This window comes from Pseudomonas anuradhapurensis (genome assembly GCF_014269225.2).
Taxonomy (GTDB): Bacteria; Pseudomonadota; Gammaproteobacteria; order Pseudomonadales; family Pseudomonadaceae; genus Aquipseudomonas; species Aquipseudomonas anuradhapurensis.
On sequence record NZ_CP077097.1, the window covers coordinates 3,412,079 to 3,428,459 of the forward strand.

At 63.6% G+C, this 16,381-nt stretch carries 17 protein-coding genes; 5 read left to right on the forward strand and 12 right to left on the reverse strand.

Annotated features, from left to right (window positions below; all coding sequences use genetic code 11):
* Window positions 1-49: 49 nt before the first annotated feature.
* From pgsA to HU763_RS15815, 6 genes are all read right to left on the reverse strand, one after another.
* Window positions 50-610, reverse strand: coding sequence for a CDP-diacylglycerol--glycerol-3-phosphate 3-phosphatidyltransferase (pgsA, locus tag HU763_RS15790; protein WP_170030694.1), 561 nt, complete (start codon window positions 608-610; stop codon window positions 50-52).
* Between the two features lie 33 nt (window positions 611-643).
* On the reverse strand, window positions 644-2,467 hold the full coding sequence (gene uvrC / locus HU763_RS15795) for an excinuclease ABC subunit UvrC (RefSeq protein WP_186686861.1): 1,824 nt from the start codon (window positions 2,465-2,467) through the stop codon (window positions 644-646).
* A 6-nt stretch (window positions 2,468-2,473) separates the two neighbouring features.
* The gene (gacA, locus tag HU763_RS15800) at window positions 2,474-3,112 is read right to left on the reverse strand and encodes a response regulator transcription factor GacA (protein ID WP_003251380.1); all 639 of its coding nucleotides are present in this window, start codon (window positions 3,110-3,112) and stop codon (window positions 2,474-2,476) included.
* 63 nt (window positions 3,113-3,175) lie between these two features.
* Window positions 3,176-3,565 (reverse strand): helix-turn-helix domain-containing protein, encoded by a 390-nt coding sequence (locus HU763_RS15805; RefSeq protein WP_186686858.1) that lies wholly within the window; start codon window positions 3,563-3,565, stop codon window positions 3,176-3,178.
* 69 nt (window positions 3,566-3,634) lie between these two features.
* The gene (locus HU763_RS15810; RefSeq protein ID WP_186686856.1) at window positions 3,635-4,066 is read right to left on the reverse strand and encodes a GNAT family N-acetyltransferase; all 432 of its coding nucleotides are present in this window, start codon (window positions 4,064-4,066) and stop codon (window positions 3,635-3,637) included.
* A gap of 61 nt (window positions 4,067-4,127) precedes the next feature.
* Window positions 4,128-4,514: a DUF488 domain-containing protein gene (locus HU763_RS15815; protein ID WP_186686855.1), complete on the reverse strand. Its 387-nt coding sequence runs from the start codon at window positions 4,512-4,514 to the stop codon at window positions 4,128-4,130.
* Window positions 4,515-4,641: 127 nt separating this feature from the next.
* On the opposite strand from HU763_RS15815, the gene HU763_RS15820 reads away from it, so the two are divergent.
* Window positions 4,642-6,258, forward strand: a complete 1,617-nt coding sequence (locus tag HU763_RS15820) for an inorganic phosphate transporter (protein WP_186686848.1) — start codon at window positions 4,642-4,644, stop codon at window positions 6,256-6,258.
* 56 nt (window positions 6,259-6,314) lie between these two features.
* On the opposite strand, the gene HU763_RS15825 is transcribed toward HU763_RS15820, so the two are convergent.
* The 5 genes from HU763_RS15825 to HU763_RS15845 all read right to left on the reverse strand — a co-directional run bounded on the left by HU763_RS15825 (window position 6,315) and on the right by HU763_RS15845 (window position 10,510).
* Window positions 6,315-7,010 (reverse strand): glutathione S-transferase N-terminal domain-containing protein, encoded by a 696-nt coding sequence (locus HU763_RS15825; RefSeq protein ID WP_186686845.1) that lies wholly within the window; start codon window positions 7,008-7,010, stop codon window positions 6,315-6,317.
* A 117-nt stretch (window positions 7,011-7,127) separates the two neighbouring features.
* Window positions 7,128-7,901: an OmpA family protein gene (locus tag HU763_RS15830; RefSeq protein ID WP_186686843.1), complete on the reverse strand. Its 774-nt coding sequence runs from the start codon at window positions 7,899-7,901 to the stop codon at window positions 7,128-7,130.
* Window positions 7,902-7,912: 11 nt separating this feature from the next.
* On the reverse strand, window positions 7,913-8,293 hold the full coding sequence (locus tag HU763_RS15835) for a DUF4398 domain-containing protein (protein ID WP_186686841.1): 381 nt from the start codon (window positions 8,291-8,293) through the stop codon (window positions 7,913-7,915).
* Between the two features lie 279 nt (window positions 8,294-8,572).
* The gene (locus tag HU763_RS15840; protein WP_186686839.1) at window positions 8,573-9,070 is read right to left on the reverse strand and encodes a PaaI family thioesterase; all 498 of its coding nucleotides are present in this window, start codon (window positions 9,068-9,070) and stop codon (window positions 8,573-8,575) included.
* 57 nt (window positions 9,071-9,127) lie between these two features.
* Window positions 9,128-10,510: an amino acid permease gene (locus HU763_RS15845; protein ID WP_186686837.1), complete on the reverse strand. Its 1,383-nt coding sequence runs from the start codon at window positions 10,508-10,510 to the stop codon at window positions 9,128-9,130.
* Between the two features lie 255 nt (window positions 10,511-10,765).
* Here HU763_RS15845 and gcvA point away from each other — a divergent pair, with 255 nt between their 5' ends.
* Window positions 10,766-11,662 (forward strand): transcriptional regulator GcvA, encoded by an 897-nt coding sequence (gcvA, locus tag HU763_RS15850; RefSeq protein ID WP_186686835.1) that lies wholly within the window; start codon window positions 10,766-10,768, stop codon window positions 11,660-11,662.
* Window positions 11,663-11,897: 235 nt separating this feature from the next.
* Complete coding sequence (locus HU763_RS15855) at window positions 11,898-13,148, forward strand: 2-aminoadipate transaminase (protein ID WP_170030712.1); 1,251 nt, start codon at window positions 11,898-11,900, stop codon at window positions 13,146-13,148.
* A 3-nt stretch (window positions 13,149-13,151) separates the two neighbouring features.
* On the opposite strand, the gene HU763_RS15860 is transcribed toward HU763_RS15855, so the two are convergent.
* Window positions 13,152-13,454 (reverse strand): hypothetical protein, encoded by a 303-nt coding sequence (locus HU763_RS15860; RefSeq protein WP_186686833.1) that lies wholly within the window; start codon window positions 13,452-13,454, stop codon window positions 13,152-13,154.
* A 246-nt stretch (window positions 13,455-13,700) separates the two neighbouring features.
* Here HU763_RS15860 and HU763_RS15865 point away from each other — a divergent pair, with 246 nt between their 5' ends.
* Both HU763_RS15865 and fusA read left to right on the forward strand, forming a co-directional pair.
* Complete coding sequence (locus HU763_RS15865; protein ID WP_186686831.1) at window positions 13,701-14,126, forward strand: hypothetical protein; 426 nt, start codon at window positions 13,701-13,703, stop codon at window positions 14,124-14,126.
* A 73-nt stretch (window positions 14,127-14,199) separates the two neighbouring features.
* Entirely contained in the window at window positions 14,200-16,311 is a 2,112-nt protein-coding gene (gene fusA / locus HU763_RS15870) for an elongation factor G (RefSeq protein ID WP_186686828.1), read from the forward strand.
* Window positions 16,312-16,381 lie beyond the last annotated feature (70 nt).

Genomic DNA, 16,381 nt, shown 5'->3' on the forward strand with positions numbered 1-16,381 from the left:
CATTCTAGCGATTTCCAAAACGGCGTCAACCCCTTGATTCAAAAAACTTTTATTTCTGCTCCGAGCCTTCGCGCAGGTGCGGCCAGGCCGCCAGCAGGTAGTGCACCATCGACCACAGCGTCAGCCCCGCTGCCACCAGCAGCAGTGCATAGCCAAGGATGACCCAGAAGGTCACTGCCGGTGGGTTGGCCAGCAGGATCACCAGCGCCAGCATTTGCGCGGCAGTCTTCCACTTGCCCAGGTTGGACACCGCCACCTGCGCCCGCGCCCCCAGTTCGGCCATCCATTCGCGCAGTGCCGAGACCACGATCTCGCGGCCGATGATGACTGCCGCCGGCAGGGTCAGCCAGAAGTTGGCGTGGGTCTGCACCAGCAATACCAGCGCCACTGCTACCATCAGCTTGTCGGCCACCGGGTCGAGGAAGGCGCCGAACGGCGTGCTCTGCTGCAGGCGACGCGCCAGGTAGCCATCCAGCCAGTCGGTAGCGGCGGCGACGGCGAACACGCTGCTGGCAGCCATGTAGCTCCAGTGGTACGGCATGTAGAACAGCAGGATGAAAATCGGGATGAGCAGGACGCGCAGGACGGTGAGCAGGTTTGGAATATTCATCGATACGACTGGCCGCAGGTTGAGCCCGGCATTCTACTCGCTATGCAGGCTGGCATAAATCGACTCGGCAAGCTTTTTACTGATGCCGGGGGCTTTGGCAATTTCGTCGACACTGGCGCGGTTGAGTTCCTGCAGACCGCCGAAATGTTTCAGCAGGTCGCGGCGGCGCTTGGGCCCTACCCCGGCCACATCTTCCAGGCTCGACACCCGCCGCGCCTTGCCACGGCGGGCGCGGTGGCCGGTAATGGCAAAACGGTGCGCTTCGTCGCGGATCTGCTGGATCAGGTGCAAAGCCGGCGAATCGCCCTTGAGGGTGAATTCGTGGTGCACGTCGTTCAGGTACAGGGTTTCGAAGCCGGCCTTGCGCGTCACGCCTTTGGCCACGCCGAGCAGGGTCAGGTCGGTGAAGCCCAGCTCCTGCATCACGTCGCGAGCCATGTTCAGCTGGCCTTTGCCACCGTCCACCAGCAGCACGTCGGGCAGCTTGCCCTCACCGTCGCGGATGCGCCCGTAGCGGCGGGTCAGCGCCTGGTGCATGGCGGCGTAGTCGTCTCCGGCGGTGACCCCTTCGATATTGAAACGGCGGTAGTCGGACTTCAGCGGGCCTTCCGGGCCGAACACCACACAGCTGGCCACCGTGGACTCGCCGCTGGAATGGCTGATGTCATAGCACTCCAGGCGCTGCGGCACTTCGTCCAGGCCCAGCACTTCGGCCAGTGCTTCGAAACGCGCGGCCATGTGCTGGCGGTTGGCCAGGCGTGCATTGAGGGCCTGCTCGGCATTGGTCACCGCCAGCTGCTGCCAGCGGGCGCGAGTGCCACGCACGCGGTGGCTGATGGCCAGCTCGCGGCCACGCAGGGTCTGCAAGGCTTCGCTGATGGCCTCGAAATCTTCATGTACCACGTTGACGATCAGCTCGCCGGGCAGTTCGCGCTCGGCGTTACCCAGGTAGTACTGGGCGAGGAACGCGGCCATCACTTCGGCCACTTCTTCCTCGATGCCCACCTGCGGGAAGAAGTTCTTGCTGCCCAGCACCCGCCCGCCGCGCACGCTGATCAGGTGCACGCAGGCGCCGCCAGGGTTGACGAAGGCGGCAATGACGTCAACGTCGCCGCTACCGCCTTCGATGTATTGCTGGTCCTGGACCCGGCGCAACAGGGCGATCTGGTCACGCAGCTCGGCGGCCTTCTCGAAGTCGAGGGCCATGGCGGCCTTTTCCATCTCGGCATTCAGCTCGTTGCCCAACTGCTGGCTGCGGCCTTCGAGGAACATCACCGAGTGGCGGACGTCTTCGGCGTATTCCTCGGCGCCCACCAGCCCAGTGCACGGCCCTTTGCAGCGCTTGATCTGATACTGCAGGCACGGCCGGGTGCGGTTGGCGTAGTAGCTGTCTTCGCACTGGCGCACGGAAAAGGCCTTTTGCAGCAGGCTGAGGCTCTCGCGTATGGCGCCGGCGCTGGGGTACGGGCCAAAGTAACGGCCCTTGGCCTTCTTTGCCCCACGGTGAATGCCCAGGCGCGGAAACTCACCGTCGGAAAGAAACACGTAGGGGTAGGACTTGTCGTCGCGCAACAGGATGTTGTACGGCGGCCGCCATTCCTTGATCAGGTTCTGCTCCAGCAGCAGCGCCTCGGTTTCGTTGGCGGTGATGGTGGTTTCGACCTGGGCGATGCGCGCCACCAGCGCGGCAGTCTTGGGCGCCAGGCCGGTCTTGCGGAAGTAGCTGGCCAGGCGCTTCTTGAGGTTCTTGGCCTTGCCTACGTAAAGCAGGCGGGCTTCGCCATCGAACATGCGGTAGACGCCCGGGCGACCGCTGCAGGTCGCCAGGAAAGCGCTGGCATCGAAAACTTGGGACATGAGATTTTACAGGCTTGCGTCGACCATACCGTGGCGAACGGCCAGCAAGGTCAGTTCGACGTCGCTGGTGACCGAGAGTTTTTCAAAGATCCGATACCGGTAAGTATTGACGGTCTTGGGCGACAGGCACAACTTGTCGGAGATGATCTGCACTTTCTGGCAGCCAACGATCATCAGGGCAATCTGGATTTCCCGTTCCGACAGGGCATCGAACGGCGAGCCCTGTGGCTGGAAAGGTTTCAACGCCAGCTGCTGGGCGATCTGCGGGCTGATGTAGCGCTGGCCGGCGAAGGCCAGGCGGATGGCCTGGACCATTTCGTCAAGGCCGGCACCCTTGGTCAGGTAGCCGGCGGCGCCGGCCTGCAACAGGCGCGTGGGGAACGGGTCTTCCTCGCAGACAGTCACGGCAACCACCTTGATGTCCGGGTGGCTGCGCAGCAACTTGCGGGTGGCCTCCAGGCCGCCGATGCCGGGCATCTTGACGTCCATCAGCACCACATCCGGCTTCAGCTCACGAGCCAGCTTGAGCGCCGACTCGCCCGAGTCACCCTCACCCACCACCTGCAAGCCGTCGATGTCGGCCAGCATGCGGGTAATACCGGTTCGTACCAGATCGTGATCGTCAACCACTAGGACCCTAATCAAGCACACACCTCGTCAGCAGGGCGATTGGATCCCGTCACCTTAACAAAATTTTGCATGATGGGCCTAACGCATTCCTTCTGTCAGAAACGTCTGACGTTGAGCGCTGGCTGGCCGCGCTGCCTGAGGTAGCCTGGCGTTGTCGGTCAAACGTGTCATCAGGTGCCAAAGTACCGCCTGATCGTCGCTTGACAACTGCCGGAAAGCCGCCAGCAAACCGGCCTCATCCGCACTCAGCCCCGCTAGCGGTGCCGGGGTGCGCGTGCCGTTGAGCACATACAATGCATCCACGCCATGGGCCGCCAATGCCGCCAGGTAATCGAGCCGCGGTGTGCGCCCGCCACTCTCGTATTTGCCCTGGGCATTGGGTTCGACCCCACCGATATCGCCAAACACACGCTGGGTCATGCCCAGTCGTTCCCGCTCTTCCCGCAACCGTGCTCCGATTCCATTCATGGTGGCTCTCCTGTTACCAGAAGCCACTATGCCGATGCGCTCAGGCCACGACAAGCCATCATCACGCTATCAGTCGATCGTGCGCTGCATGCGCACGAAACACTCGTCCTCGCCCATTTCGACAAAACCATAGCGGCGGTACAGCTGGCGGGCCGGATTGCTGCGAAACACCATCAGGCGCAGCAGTGGCAGACGGCGCTGCCTGGCCCATAGCGCCAACTCTTCCAGCACCCAGCTGCCGACGCCCTGCCCACGATGCTCGGGAAGCAAGTGCAGTTCGCGAATGAACAGGGCCTGGCGGTCCTGGCTGAGGCTGCAGTAGCCCAGCCGGGTATCGCCGTCGGTCACCAGCCACTGCTCGCGCCAGCCCCAGGCCTCGTCGAAGGCTTCCTCTATCCACAGCAGGTCGTGTTCACGGTAGTACGGCAACATGGCCCGCCGCGTCAGGTCGCGGGCGAAGGCGCAATGGCTGGCGTTGGCGGGTGTCAGGGTCAGAGGCATCAACTTTCGAACTCTTGGGTTTGCCAGCCCGGGCAATGGGGCCGGGACCATGAAAAATCAATCAACGGGCGTAGCACACCGGCGAGCTACCGGGCCCTTGTTTGTCCAGCTCGTCTTCAAGCCATTCAGCCAGCACCCGGGCATTGTTGCACTCGGTGTCCTTGCCGGCATACAGCAAGGTCAACGCGCCCTTCGTGGCCAGGTCCAGCAATGGATACCAATGTTCGGGGTGGGCTGCCAATTCCTGCTGGTAGCGCCGGGTAAAGCCGGCAAAATCCAGCTCGCCCTGGTGAAACGCCTTGCGCAACGCGGCCGAAGGCGCCACCTCGCGCAACCATTGCCCCTGCAGGTCTTGCTTGCGTTTGTTGCGCGGCCACAGGCGGTCGACCAACACGCGCTGGCCGTCAGCCTCCTCAACCGCATCGTAGACACGCTTGCAGCGAATCATCGGTTTTCCCTGCCTTTACCGTCTGTCTTGAGCCTAGATAATTCATTGATCGAGGTCACGGCCAGACGGCGAATTGTTTCTATGCTCAAGGGCTTCGGCACCTTTGCCAACGCCAACCGGAGCCCCCATGGCTACCCCGTCACTGGCCAGCCAGCCGCAACTGGCCCAACACGACGCCCGCCCGCAGCTGGCGCACAAGCCAGGCCGCGCCACCCTGATGTTGTTCTTCGGCCTGCTGCTGGCCGGGCTCGCCTACAGCACCTGGAGCCTGAAACAGGATGTCAGTGCCAGCGGCACGGTGATCACCACAGTCACGCCATTCGTGTTGCTGGGCCTGGCGCTGCTGATCGCCCTGGGCTTCGAGTTCGTCAATGGCTTCCATGACACCGCCAACGCGGTGGCCACGGTGATCTACACCCACTCCCTGCCAGCACCGGTTGCCGTGGTCTGGTCGGGGCTGTGCAACTTCCTTGGGGTACTGCTTTCCAGCGGTGCGGTCGCGTTCGGCATCATCGCCCTGTTGCCGGTGGAGCTGATCCTGCAGGTCGGCTCGTCTGCCGGCTTCGCCATGGTCTTCGCCCTGCTGCTGGCGGCCATCATCTGGAACCTCGGCACCTGGTGGCTCGGCCTGCCGGCCTCGTCCTCACACACCCTGATCGGTTCGATCATCGGCGTCGGCGTGGCCAATGCGCTGATGCACGGGCGTGACGGTACCAGCGGGGTGGACTGGGCCCAGGCCAGCAAGGTCGGCTATGCCCTGTTGTTTTCGCCCCTGATCGGTTTTGCCTGCGCCGCTCTGTTGCTGGTGGCATTGCGTGCGCTGGTCAAACGCAAGGCGCTGTACCAGGCGCCGCAAGGGCAAACGCCACCGCCGTGGTGGATCCGCGGCGTGTTGATCCTGACCTGCACCGGGGTGTCCTTTGCCCACGGCTCCAACGACGGCCAGAAAGGCATGGGCCTGATCATGCTGATCCTGGTCGGCACCCTGCCGATGGCTTACGCGCTGAACAAGACCATGCCCAATGAGCAGGCGCTGCAGTTTTCCGCCGTTGCCGAGGCAACCCGCCAGGCGCTGGTACGCAGTGACCCGCTGACGGCCCCGGCCGACCCGCGCCAGGTGCTTGCCCGCTTCGTTGCCGAACCCAAGGCCAGCCCGCACCTGGTACCGGCACTGGCTGCGCTGACCGGGACGATCGGCACAGAGGTCAAAGGCTACGGCTCGCTCAAGCGTGTACCAGCCGAGGCCATGGCCAATGTGCGCAATGACATGTACCTGGCCAGCGAAGCCATTCGGCTGATCGAGAAAAACCAGCTGGTGACCTTCGATACCGACACCCGCAGCCATCTGCAGCTGTTCAAGACCCAACTGGACGACGCCACCCGCTACATCCCGCTGTGGGTGAAAGTGGCCGTGGCCATCGCGCTGGGGCTGGGGACCATGGTTGGCTGGCGGCGCATCGTGGTGACGGTGGGCGAAAAGATCGGCAAGAGCCATCTCAGCTATGCCCAGGGTGCTTCTGCGGAAGTGGTGGCGATGTGCACCATTGGCGCAGCGGACCTGTTCGGGCTACCCGTGTCGACCACCCATGTGCTCAGTTCAGGGGTGGCCGGGACCATGGTGGCCAACGGGTCAGGCATCCAGAAGCGCACGCTGGTCAATTTGCTGATGGCCTGGGTGCTGACCTTGCCAGCGGCGATGCTGTTGGCCGGGAGCCTGTACTGGCTTCTGAGTCACATTTTCTGACCGGCCGGACATGCCGTAGCAGGACCGGCCGGTATATACCTGCAAGGTCGGTGTGGTCAGCCAGGGATCTTCAGGCCACGCTGCACCGCTGGTCGTTCAAGGAACACCGCCAGCACCCGCTGCACTTCCTTGAACTGATCGAAACCGACCAGTTCGCGGGCGTTGTACCGTTCTACCAGGTTGCGCACCCAAGGGAGGATGGCGATGTCGGCGATGCTGTAGTCATCGACCATCCAGTCCCGCCCCTGCAGATGCCGGTCGAGCACGCCGAGCAGGCGCCGGGATTCGTTGACATAGCGGTCACGCGGGCGCTTGTCTTCGTATTCCTTGCCAGCAAAGAAGTGGAAAAAGCCGACCTGGCCGAACATCGGCCCGATGCCGCCCATCTGGAACATCAGCCACTGCATCGTCTGATAGCGCTGGGCCGGGTCGCGGCTCAGCAACTGCCCGCTCTTTTCCGCCAGGTACTGCAGGATCGCGCCCGACTCGAACAGCGCCAGCGGCTGGCCGCCCGGCCCGTCGGGGTCGAGGATGGCGGGGATCTTGTTGTTGGCACTGAGCGAGATGAACTCGGGGCTCAGCTGGTCATCGTTGTCAAAGCTGATTTTATGCGGCTCGTAAGGCAGGCCAATTTCCTCCAGCATGATCGACACCTTCACGCCATTGGGCGTAGGCAGCGAATACAGCTGCAAGCGCTCGGGGTGCCGCGCCGGCCATTTACGGGTGATAGGGAATGCGCTCAGATCGGTCATGCTCGGCCCCTGCAGGAATGAAAGCTGCCACTTTAGGGACAACATCGCGGTTTGGCCATCGCCAGGCAAGTGACCGAAGGCGGCGAAGGCGCAGCTCCCTGCCGCGCCCAGTGGCAATCAGTAACGCGGTGCTACAGCCTCGGAGCCCTGCGAGATGATGACTTCGACGCGGCGGTTAAGCTGGCGCGATTGCGCATCGGCATTGCTCGCCACCGGGTACTCCTTGCCATAGCCCGCACTGGCAATCCGCGCGGCCGCCACACCCTGGCGACGCAAGGCATTGGCCACGGATATGGCGCGGCGCTCGGACAACTGCTGGTTGAAGGCATCGCTACCGGTGGCGTCGGTGAACCCTTCCACCAGCACTTTGCGCTCCGGGTTGGCCAGCAGGTACTCGGCCAGTTGCCGGATGTTACGCTGGCTGCTGCCACGCAGTTCCGCGCGGCCGGTATCGAACAACACATCGCCGAAGGTCACCACGGTACCGCGTTCGGTCTGTTTGGCCTTGAGCGCCTGTAGCGCCTTCAACTGGGCAGTGCGCACATCCAGGCGTGCCTGGGTGCGCTGTGCCTCGATACCTTGCAGGCCGGCCTCTGCCTGGCGCAACAGGATGGTCTGCTCGGCGCTCTCGATCTTGCGCTGGGCCAGGTAAGCCAACTGCTCGACGTCGGGCGACTTCCGGTTGTTCAGCGAAGCCCCTTCGGCCTTGCCCAGGGCGATGTAGGCTTCCTGGGTTTCCAGTGCGGCAATACGGCTGGATTCAGGCTTGCTCTGCAATACCGAATAAGCCTCACGGGCCTCCAACAGGCGGGCATTTTCCGGTGAGGCAGCGCAGCCGGCCAGCAGCAGGCCGAGTAGCGAAACCATGGTAAACAGTGGGCGTTTCGACATGTTGGTGTCCTTCAGTGGATGACGTTCTGCGGCGCTTCGAGCATTTCCTGCCTGAGCACCTCGATGCCTTTGCGGGCAGTGTCCAGTTGCTCCTGGCGTTTGCTGGCCATGGCCTTGCGTTCGGCCAGGCGGGCATCGGCCTCGGCCTGCTCGGCCAGCCGGCGGACCAGTTCGAGGTCGTGCTGGCCGAGGGCGCGCTCCATGGCGCTGAGCTTGTCCTGGGCGGCGCGCATCTCGACCGGGGCATAGTGCGTGGCATCGGCAGACACTGCGCGATTGACCGCGCTTCGCGTCAGTTCGATCTGCTCGCTGGGCATGAGGGCGCTGGCGCAGCCGCCAAGCAACATCAGCGAACCGACGAGCACGCTTTTGACTGTGGATCTGGCACGCATGCAGGGTCTCCTTGAATGCGTCTGCACAGCTTTCGGGCACGGCGTTGCCGCCGTTGCCGGAGTGTCGATGCAGAAGGTTGGGCATGAACCAGGATGGCGGTGAGAAGCCCGCCCGCGTCAGCGGGCCGGGCAAGGGGGCAGCGTGAAATACGTGCGGGTCATCCTGGGCTTGTTGTGGTGAAGACGCGGCCAGAGTAGTGCGAAAAGCGCGAAGCCCAAATCGGACCTATCGCTGAAAGACGTGCGATTTTTCAACAGGCAGGCGGCATCGCGCCGCCCTCAGCCTTGGCCATGCGCCTTGAGCTTGAGCTTTTCCGTGTCCACACGCACGAACACCGAGTCGGCACTGACCGTCAGTACGTCGCCGGCCCAGACTTCGCAGAGCACCCGCGTCTTGCGCCCGACCTCACCTTCCACGCGGGCCTTGAGCAGCAACTCGACGCCCATCGGCGTAGGCTTCAGGTAGCTCAGGTTGAGCGTGCCAGTGACACAATCGATACGCGGCAGGCTGCCGGCTTCGCGGCCCTCGGCGCGGTAGTGGTAGGCCATCGCGGTCCAGTTGGAGTGGCAGTCCACCAGCATTGCCAGCAAACCACCGTAGACCAGGCCTGGCCAGCCGATGAAGGTGCTGTCTGGGGCATGCCGGCATAACAGATGGACGCCGTCGGCGTCCCAGTGGCTTTGCAGGTGCAGGCCGCTGGGATGGGAGCAACCGCAGCCGTAGCAGGTGCCGTCGGGTGCAGCCAGGGCCTGGAGGGAAAGGGGCTGGTCGTTCATACGCTTCCTGTGCTTGTTGGAATGGGGGCGGATAACGCCCCCATTTAAGCAGAAACATCAGGCTGGCTGGGTGACTGCCTTGCCGCCTTTCTGGGTCAGCGACACCAGCAGGATGAACAGCGTCACACCTGCGGTCATCAGCGTCTCGTAGCGGTAGGCATCGCTGAACAGCATGTAGCCCAGGACCATGACGATGGTGCCGATCACCAGCCAGGTCAGGCACGGGAACAGCCACATCTTCAGCTCCAGCTGGCGCCCTTCGCGCTCGGCACGGGCACGCATGCGCAGTTGCGACACGGCAATCACCAGGTACACCAGCAAGGCGATGGCACCGGTGGTGGACAGCAGGAAGCCGAACACCTTGCCGGGGAACACATAGTTGACCAGGCAACCGGCAAAACCGGCCAGGGTCGACAACAGCACCGCCACGGTCGGTACGCCGGCGCCCGAGATGCGCTTGGTCACGCTCAGCGCCTGGTCACGGGCACCCAGCGAATAGAGCATGCGCGACGCGGTGTACAGGCCCGAGTTCATGCAACTGGTCACCGCCACCAGCACCACCAGGTCGACCAGCAGCTTGGCACCGGGCACATTCAGCACTTCCAGCACGCGCTGGAACGACCCCACCGCTTTCAGCCCCGGGTCGTTCCAGGCCACCAGCGACACCACCAGGAAGATCGACGCCAGGTAGAAGATGGCGATGCGATACACCACCAGGTTGGTGGCGCGGCGGATCTTGTCTTTCGGGTTGGCGGTTTCGTCGGCGGCAATGGTCACGATCTCGGCGCCGAAGAACGAGAAGATGGTGATCAACACGCCGCCCAGCACCGTGCCGAAGCCGTTGGGCATGAAGCCGCCGTGGTCCCACAGCCGGCTGACCCCGGACACCTCGGCCAGCGGCCAGGCGCCGAACACCGCCAGGCTGCAGACCACGATGAAGGCGATGATCGCCACCACCTTGACCAGGGCGAACCAGTACTCGAAGGCACCGAAGTTCTTCACGCTGATCAGGTTGGTAGCCGACAGCACCAGCATGATCAGGAAGGCGAACAGCCAGGACGGCACAGCGGGGAAGTAGGCATGCAGGATATCGGCGCCGGCAATCGCCTCGACCGGGATGATCAGCACCCAGAACCACCAGTACAGCCAACCGATGGTAAAGCCTGCCCAAGGGCCGATGGCCTCGGAGGCATAGGTGGAGAACGAACCGCTGTTGGGGTTGGCGATGGCCATTTCGCCCAGCATGCGCATGACCAGCAGCACCAGCAGGCCGGTCATGGCGTAGGAAATGAGGATGGCCGGGCCAGCGGTGGCGATGGCGTTGGAAGAGCCGATGAACAGGCCGGCACCAATGATGCCGGCGATGGAAATCATGGAAACCTGACGGGAAGTCAGGCCGTGCTGCAAGGAGCGCTGTTTGTTGTTGTGTAGCGAAGCCATGAACAACCCTCGAATGGCTCGGCCGCGGCAAAGCGGCGGAAGATTGAAGCAGAATTCTTGTCAATTTCTGATGTTGGTTATTGTTGTTTTGCAGACGCTGGAAAAAGCCACTGACCTCCTCTTCGCACAACCGGTTGTCATCGTTGATCGAGGTCAGTATTAATCTATAGGGCGGGGTCAACAAACGACCTTTTCGAAACACATAATTCCGTTATGGAATGAACTCCTTCCTTTTTTGCTCGGTATTTGCCCCTCATGTCCAAACGCCTGATGCCTTCGACCACCGCCCTCCAGTGCTTCGAAGCGGCCGCGCGCCACCTCAGCTTCACCCGCGCAGCGCAGGAACTGCACCTGACCCAGAGCGCGGTGAGCAAGCAGGTGGCCCAGCTCGAGGACATGCTGGCGCACTCGCTGTTCCAGCGCATTCGCCGCCGCCTGCACCTGACCCCGGCCGGTGCGCTGTACCTCACCGAAGTGAACAAGATCCTCACCCAGATCGACATTTCCAGCCGTTACATCCTCAGCTACGGCGACGAGACCGAAGTGCTGCGCATCGCCACCCAGCCCACCTTCGGTGCGCGCTGGCTGGTGCCGCGGCTGAAGGGGTTTGGTGACCGCCACCCGCGCATTCACCTGGACATCCGCAACGAGCTGGAGCCATTCGACCTGGTCCAGGCCAAGGCCGACATCGCCTTCTTCTTCGGCCAGGGCACCTGGCCCGGGGCAACCTGCATCGAGCTGTTCAGCGAAGAAGTGGTACCGGTGTGCAGCCCGCAGCTGCTGGCCAGCCACCGGTTCGACAGTGCCCAGGCACTGACCGAACACCGCCTGCTGCAATGCGTGTCGCGCCCGGAGGCCTGGCACGAATGGTTCCTGGGGCTGGGCTTGCACAGCCAGAACAGCTACCACGGGCCGCGTTTCGACACGTTCTACCTGTGCATTCGCGCGGCCATCGCCGGCTGCGGCATCGCCTTGATCCCGCGCTACCTGGTGGCCGAAGAGCTGAGCGAGGGCAAGCTGGTGGTGGCCTGGGACCACCCGGTGGCGAGCAATGGCCGGCACTTCATCGCGCATGCCGAGCATGCGGCCGAAGTGCCCAAGATCCGGGCCTTTGTGCAGTGGATTCGCGAGCGGGTGGCTGAGGGGGATTGAGTTAACCTGTACCGGCCTCTTCGCGGGCTCGCCCGCTCCCACAGGTACTGCACAGTATCCGAACCTGTGGTGATCCTGTGGGAGCGGGCAAGCCCGCGAAGAGGCCGGCACAGCCAACACAACTCAACGGCCAGATCAAGAATCCATGGAATGACCCCAATCAAATAATTCGTTTGCGGAATAACCTGCCGACACGCTTGGATAGTAAGAAACTCGAACAAGGTCCCGCGTGCCCATGAACCAGGAAAGTATCAGCCAGTCCATTGCCATCGTTCATCCGATCACACTTTCCCATGGCCGTAATGCCGAAGTCTGGGACACCGACGGCAACCGCTACATCGACTTCGTCGGCGGTATCGGTGTACTCAACCTGGGCCATTGCAACCCGGCGGTGGTCGAGGCGATCCAGGCCCAGGCCAGCCGCCTGACCCACTCTGCCTTCAACGCCGCCCCACACGGCCCGTACCTGGCGTTGATGGAGCAACTGAGCGAGTTCGTGCCGGTCAGCTATGCACTGGCCGGCATGCTCACCAACAGCGGCGCGGAAGCGGCGGAGAACGCCCTGAAAGTGGCCCGCGGTGCCACCGGCAAGCGCGCCGTCATCGCCTTCGATGGCGCCTTCCACGGCCGCACCCTGGCCACCCTGAACCTCAACGGCAAGGTTGCCCCGTACAAGCAACGGGTCGGTGAACTGCCCGGGCCGGTCTATCACCTGCCCTACCCCAGCGCCGACACCGGGGTTACCTGCGAACAGGCACTCAAGGCCATGGAGCGCCTGTTCAGCGTCGAACTGGCGGTGGAGGACGTGGCTGCGTTCATCCTCGAGCCGGTCCAGGGCGAAGGTGGCTTCCTCGCCCTTGACCCGGCTTTCGCCCAGGCCCTGCGCCGCTTCTGCGACGAACACGGCATCCTGATCATCATCGACGAGATCCAGTCGGGCTTCGGCCGCACCGGCCAGCGCTTCGCCTTCCCCCGCCTGGGCATCGAGCCAGACCTGCTGTTGCTGGCCAAGAGCATTGCCGGTGGCATGCCGCTGGGCGCGGTGGTCGGGCGCAAGGAATTGCTCGCGGCACTGCCCAAGGGCGGCCTGGGTGGCACCTATTCGGGCAACCCGATCGCCTGCGCGGCGGCCCTGGCCAGCCTGGCGCAGATGAGCGACGAGAACATCGCCACCTGGGGTGAGCGCCAGGAGCAGGCGATCGTGCGTCGTTTCGAGCGCTGGAAGGCCACGGGCCTGAGCCAGTTCATCGGGCGCCTGACCGGTGTCGGCGCGATGCGCGGCATCGAGCTGGTGAATGCCGACGGCAGCCCGGCGCCAGCGCAACTGGCCAAGGTGCTGGAGGCAGCACGGGCCAGGGGCCTGCTGCTGATGCCCAGCGGCAAGGCCCGGCACATCATCCGCCTGCTGGCGCCGCTGACCATCGAAGCCGCGGTGCTCGAGGACGGCCTGGACATTCTCGAGCAGTGCCTGGCGGAGCTGGGCTGACGGTTACAGGCCGAGTTCCTGCGGCGTGAGCATGTCGGACTCGAAGGCAATCCAGCCGCCTTCGAGTTCGGCGTGGCCGTTGACGATCGGGCCGTAGTAGGTCAGGCCGTTTTCCAGGGTCACGCAGATGTGCGTGGCGGACTTTTCCGGGGCTGCGAGCGTACCGACGAAATGCACCTTCTTCAGGGTTTCGGTCACCGCTTCCAGGCCAACGCGCATGTTGGGGTTTTCCGAGGCCTCGGTGTCGCCGCCACGGTCTTCGGCGCTGATGGTGATGGTGGCGATGTACGGGTACTTGGTGCTCAAGCGGGGTTACCTCAGTGGGTGTGTAGGCGTATGGGCGCGTAGAGTACGGCAGGTGGTCTCTATTGTCTCTACTGGCCTCTTCGCGGGTAAACCCGCTCCCACAGGGACCGCACCTTGCCCAAGGCGTGCGCAGTACCTGTGGGAGCGGGTTTACCCGCGAAGAGGCCGGGCCTGCAAAAGGTGATCTGAAAGGCCCGATCTGTTAGGGTGCCCGCCGATGCAAGACACACCACGCGAGGATCCCGAGTGAGCGCCGAAGAACCCCTGATCGCCGACCTGTTCGAAGTCGACAAACGCCTGTCCCTCAAGCCTGTGGTGGACTTCAACAGCTTCCTGCGCAATGCCTTCGGCGAAGGCCCGTGCCGCTGCCATCGCTGCGCCGAAGGTGGCGAGCAGAGCAGCTACAGCCACACCCACACCTTCACCTTCGACGGCCGCCCGTGGCACCGCCGCTTCGCCAGCACCGCCGCCAGCGACGTCGCCCAGGCCCTGAAAAAGGCCTGGCTGTCGTACACCAAGGCCGACCTCAACCTGGTCGGCAAGCTGGACCTGACCACCCTCAAGACCTTCACCGAAGCCGCCCTGCACACTCGCCTGCTGGCCCTGCTGCCGGCCAGCGGCCTGGCCCGCGAAGAAGATGGCCAATGGCTGCTGCTGGCCCAGGCTGACTGACAGCCGGGCGGCACGGCAGGATTCTGCCGGTCTGCTAACGTGGTGGAATCCGCCCATTCGCAGGTAGTCCGCCATGGCCCGCACAACGCCTATCGAGCTGTACCGCAATATCGGCATCGTCGCTCACGTGGATGCCGGCAAGACCACCACCACCGAGCGGATCCTGTTCTACACCGGGGTCAACCACAAGATGGGCGAGGTGCACGATGGCGCCGCGACCATGGACTGGATGGCCCAGGAACAGGAACGCGGCATCACCATCACCTCGGCGGCGACCACCGCGTTCTGGCAGGGCTCGACCAAGCAGTTCGCCCACAAGTACCGCTTCAACATCATCGACACCCCCGGCCACGTCGACTTCACCATCGAGGTGGAGCGCTCGCTGCGCGTACTGGATGGCGCAGTGGTGGTATTCAGCGGTGCCGACGGCGTCGAGCCACAGTCCGAGACGGTGTGGCGCCAGGCCAACAAGTACCACGTGCCGCGCCTGGCCTACATCAACAAGATGGACCGCCAGGGCGCCGACTTCCTGCGCGTGGTCAAGCAGATCGACCAGCGCCTGGGCCACCACCCGGTGCCGATCCAGCTGGCCATCGGCAGCGAGGAAAACTTCCAGGGCCAGATCGACCTGGTAAAGATGAAAGCCATCTACTGGAACGACGCCGACCAGGGCACCAGTTATCGCGAAGAAGCCATCCCCGCCGAACTGCAGGCGCTGGCCGATGAATGGCGGGCGCACATGGTCGAGGCGGCGGCCGAGGCCGATGACGAACTGCTCGGCAAGTTTCTCGAAGGCGAGGAGCTGAGCACCGAGGAGATCAAGGCCGGCCTGCGCAAGCGCACCCTGAACAACGAAATCGTACCGACCATCCTCGGCTCGTCGTTCAAGAACAAGGGCGTGCCACTGATGCTCGACGCCGTCATCGACTACCTGCCGGCGCCGTCGGAAATACCCGCCATCAAGGGCACCGACCCGGACAACGAAGAGAAACACCTGGAGCGCCACGCCGACGACAGCGAGCCGTTCTCGGCCCTGGCGTTCAAGATCGCCACCGACCCGTTCGTCGGCACCCTGACCTTCGCCCGGGTCTATTCCGGCGTGCTCAGCTCCGGCAACGCGGTGCTCAATTCGGTCAAGGGCAAGAAGGAACGCATCGGCCGCATGGTGCAGATGCACGCCAACCAGCGGGCGGAAATCAAGGACGTGTGCGCCGGCGATATCGCCGCGCTGATCGGCATGAAGGACGTGACCACCGGCGATACCCTGTGCGACATGGACAAGCCGATCATCCTTGAGCGCATGGACTTCCCCGACCCGGTGATTTCCGTGGCCGTGGAACCGAAGACCAAGGCCGACCAGGAGAAAATGGGCATCGCCCTGGGCAAGCTGGCCCAGGAAGACCCGTCATTCCGCGTGCGCACCGACGAAGAGACCGGCCAGACCATCATCTCGGGCATGGGTGAGCTGCACCTGGACATCATCGTCGACCGCATGCGCCGCGAGTTCAATGTCGAGGCCAATATCGGCAAGCCGCAGGTGGCCTACCGCGAAAAAATACGCAACACCTGCGAGATCGAGGGTCGCTTCGTCCGCCAGTCTGGCGGCCGTGGCCAGTACGGCCATTGCTGGATCCGCTTCGCCCCCGGCGACGAGGGCAAGGAAGGCCTGGAGTTCATCAACGAGATCGTCGGTGGCGTGGTTCCGCGCGAGTACATCCCGGCGATCCAGAAGGGTATCGAAGAGCAGATGAAGAACGGCGTGCTCGCTGGCTACCCGCTGATCAATCTGAAGGCTGCGGTGTACGACGGCTCGTATCACGACGTCGACTCCAACGAAATGGCCTACAAGATCGCTGCCTCGATGGCCACCAAGCAACTGTCGCAGAAAGGCGGCGCGGTGTTGCTTGAGCCGGTGATGAAAGTCGAGGTGGTAACGCCGGAGGAATACCAGGGTGACATCCTCGGTGACCTCAGCCGGCGCCGCGGGATGATCCAGGACGGTGATGAAACGCCGGCTGGCAAGGTAATCCGTGCCGAGGTGCCGCTGGGCGAAATGTTCGGCTACGCCACCTCGATGCGCTCGATGACCCAGGGCCGGGCGAGCTTCTCGATGGAGTTCACCCGCTATGCCGAGGCGCCGGCAAGCATTGCCGATGCCATCGTGAAGAAAAACCGCGGGGAATAAGTCCTTCTCTTGGACCGGCCTCTTCGCGGGCATGCCCGCTCCCACAAGGGTGAGGTGCACCCCTGATGTT

Bases quoted from the DNA above. Each gene is read 5' to 3' on its own strand.
- HU763_RS15820 (WP_186686848.1), top strand. From the start codon at position 4,642: ATGGCTACCCCGTCACTGGCCAGCCAGCCGCAACTGGCCCAACACGAC.
- pgsA (WP_170030694.1), bottom strand. From the start codon at position 610: ATGAATATTCCAAACCTGCTCACCGTCCTGCGCGTCCTGCTCATCCCG.
- HU763_RS15825 (WP_186686845.1), bottom strand. From the start codon at position 7,010: ATGACCGATCTGAGCGCATTCCCTATCACCCGTAAATGGCCGGCGCGG.
- gcvA (WP_186686835.1), top strand. From the start codon at position 10,766: ATGTCCAAACGCCTGATGCCTTCGACCACCGCCCTCCAGTGCTTCGAA.
- fusA (WP_186686828.1), top strand. From the start codon at position 14,200: ATGGCCCGCACAACGCCTATCGAGCTGTACCGCAATATCGGCATCGTC.
- HU763_RS15840 (WP_186686839.1), bottom strand. From the start codon at position 9,070: ATGAACGACCAGCCCCTTTCCCTCCAGGCCCTGGCTGCACCCGACGGC.
- HU763_RS15835 (WP_186686841.1), bottom strand. From the start codon at position 8,293: ATGCGTGCCAGATCCACAGTCAAAAGCGTGCTCGTCGGTTCGCTGATG.
- uvrC (WP_186686861.1), bottom strand. From the start codon at position 2,467: ATGTCCCAAGTTTTCGATGCCAGCGCTTTCCTGGCGACCTGCAGCGGT.
- HU763_RS15845 (WP_186686837.1), bottom strand. From the start codon at position 10,510: ATGGCTTCGCTACACAACAACAAACAGCGCTCCTTGCAGCACGGCCTG.
- HU763_RS15810 (WP_186686856.1), bottom strand. From the start codon at position 4,066: ATGCCTCTGACCCTGACACCCGCCAACGCCAGCCATTGCGCCTTCGCC.
- HU763_RS15830 (WP_186686843.1), bottom strand. From the start codon at position 7,901: ATGTCGAAACGCCCACTGTTTACCATGGTTTCGCTACTCGGCCTGCTG.
- HU763_RS15805 (WP_186686858.1), bottom strand. From the start codon at position 3,565: ATGAATGGAATCGGAGCACGGTTGCGGGAAGAGCGGGAACGACTGGGC.
- HU763_RS15815 (WP_186686855.1), bottom strand. From the start codon at position 4,514: ATGATTCGCTGCAAGCGTGTCTACGATGCGGTTGAGGAGGCTGACGGC.
- HU763_RS15855 (WP_170030712.1), top strand. From the start codon at position 11,898: ATGAACCAGGAAAGTATCAGCCAGTCCATTGCCATCGTTCATCCGATC.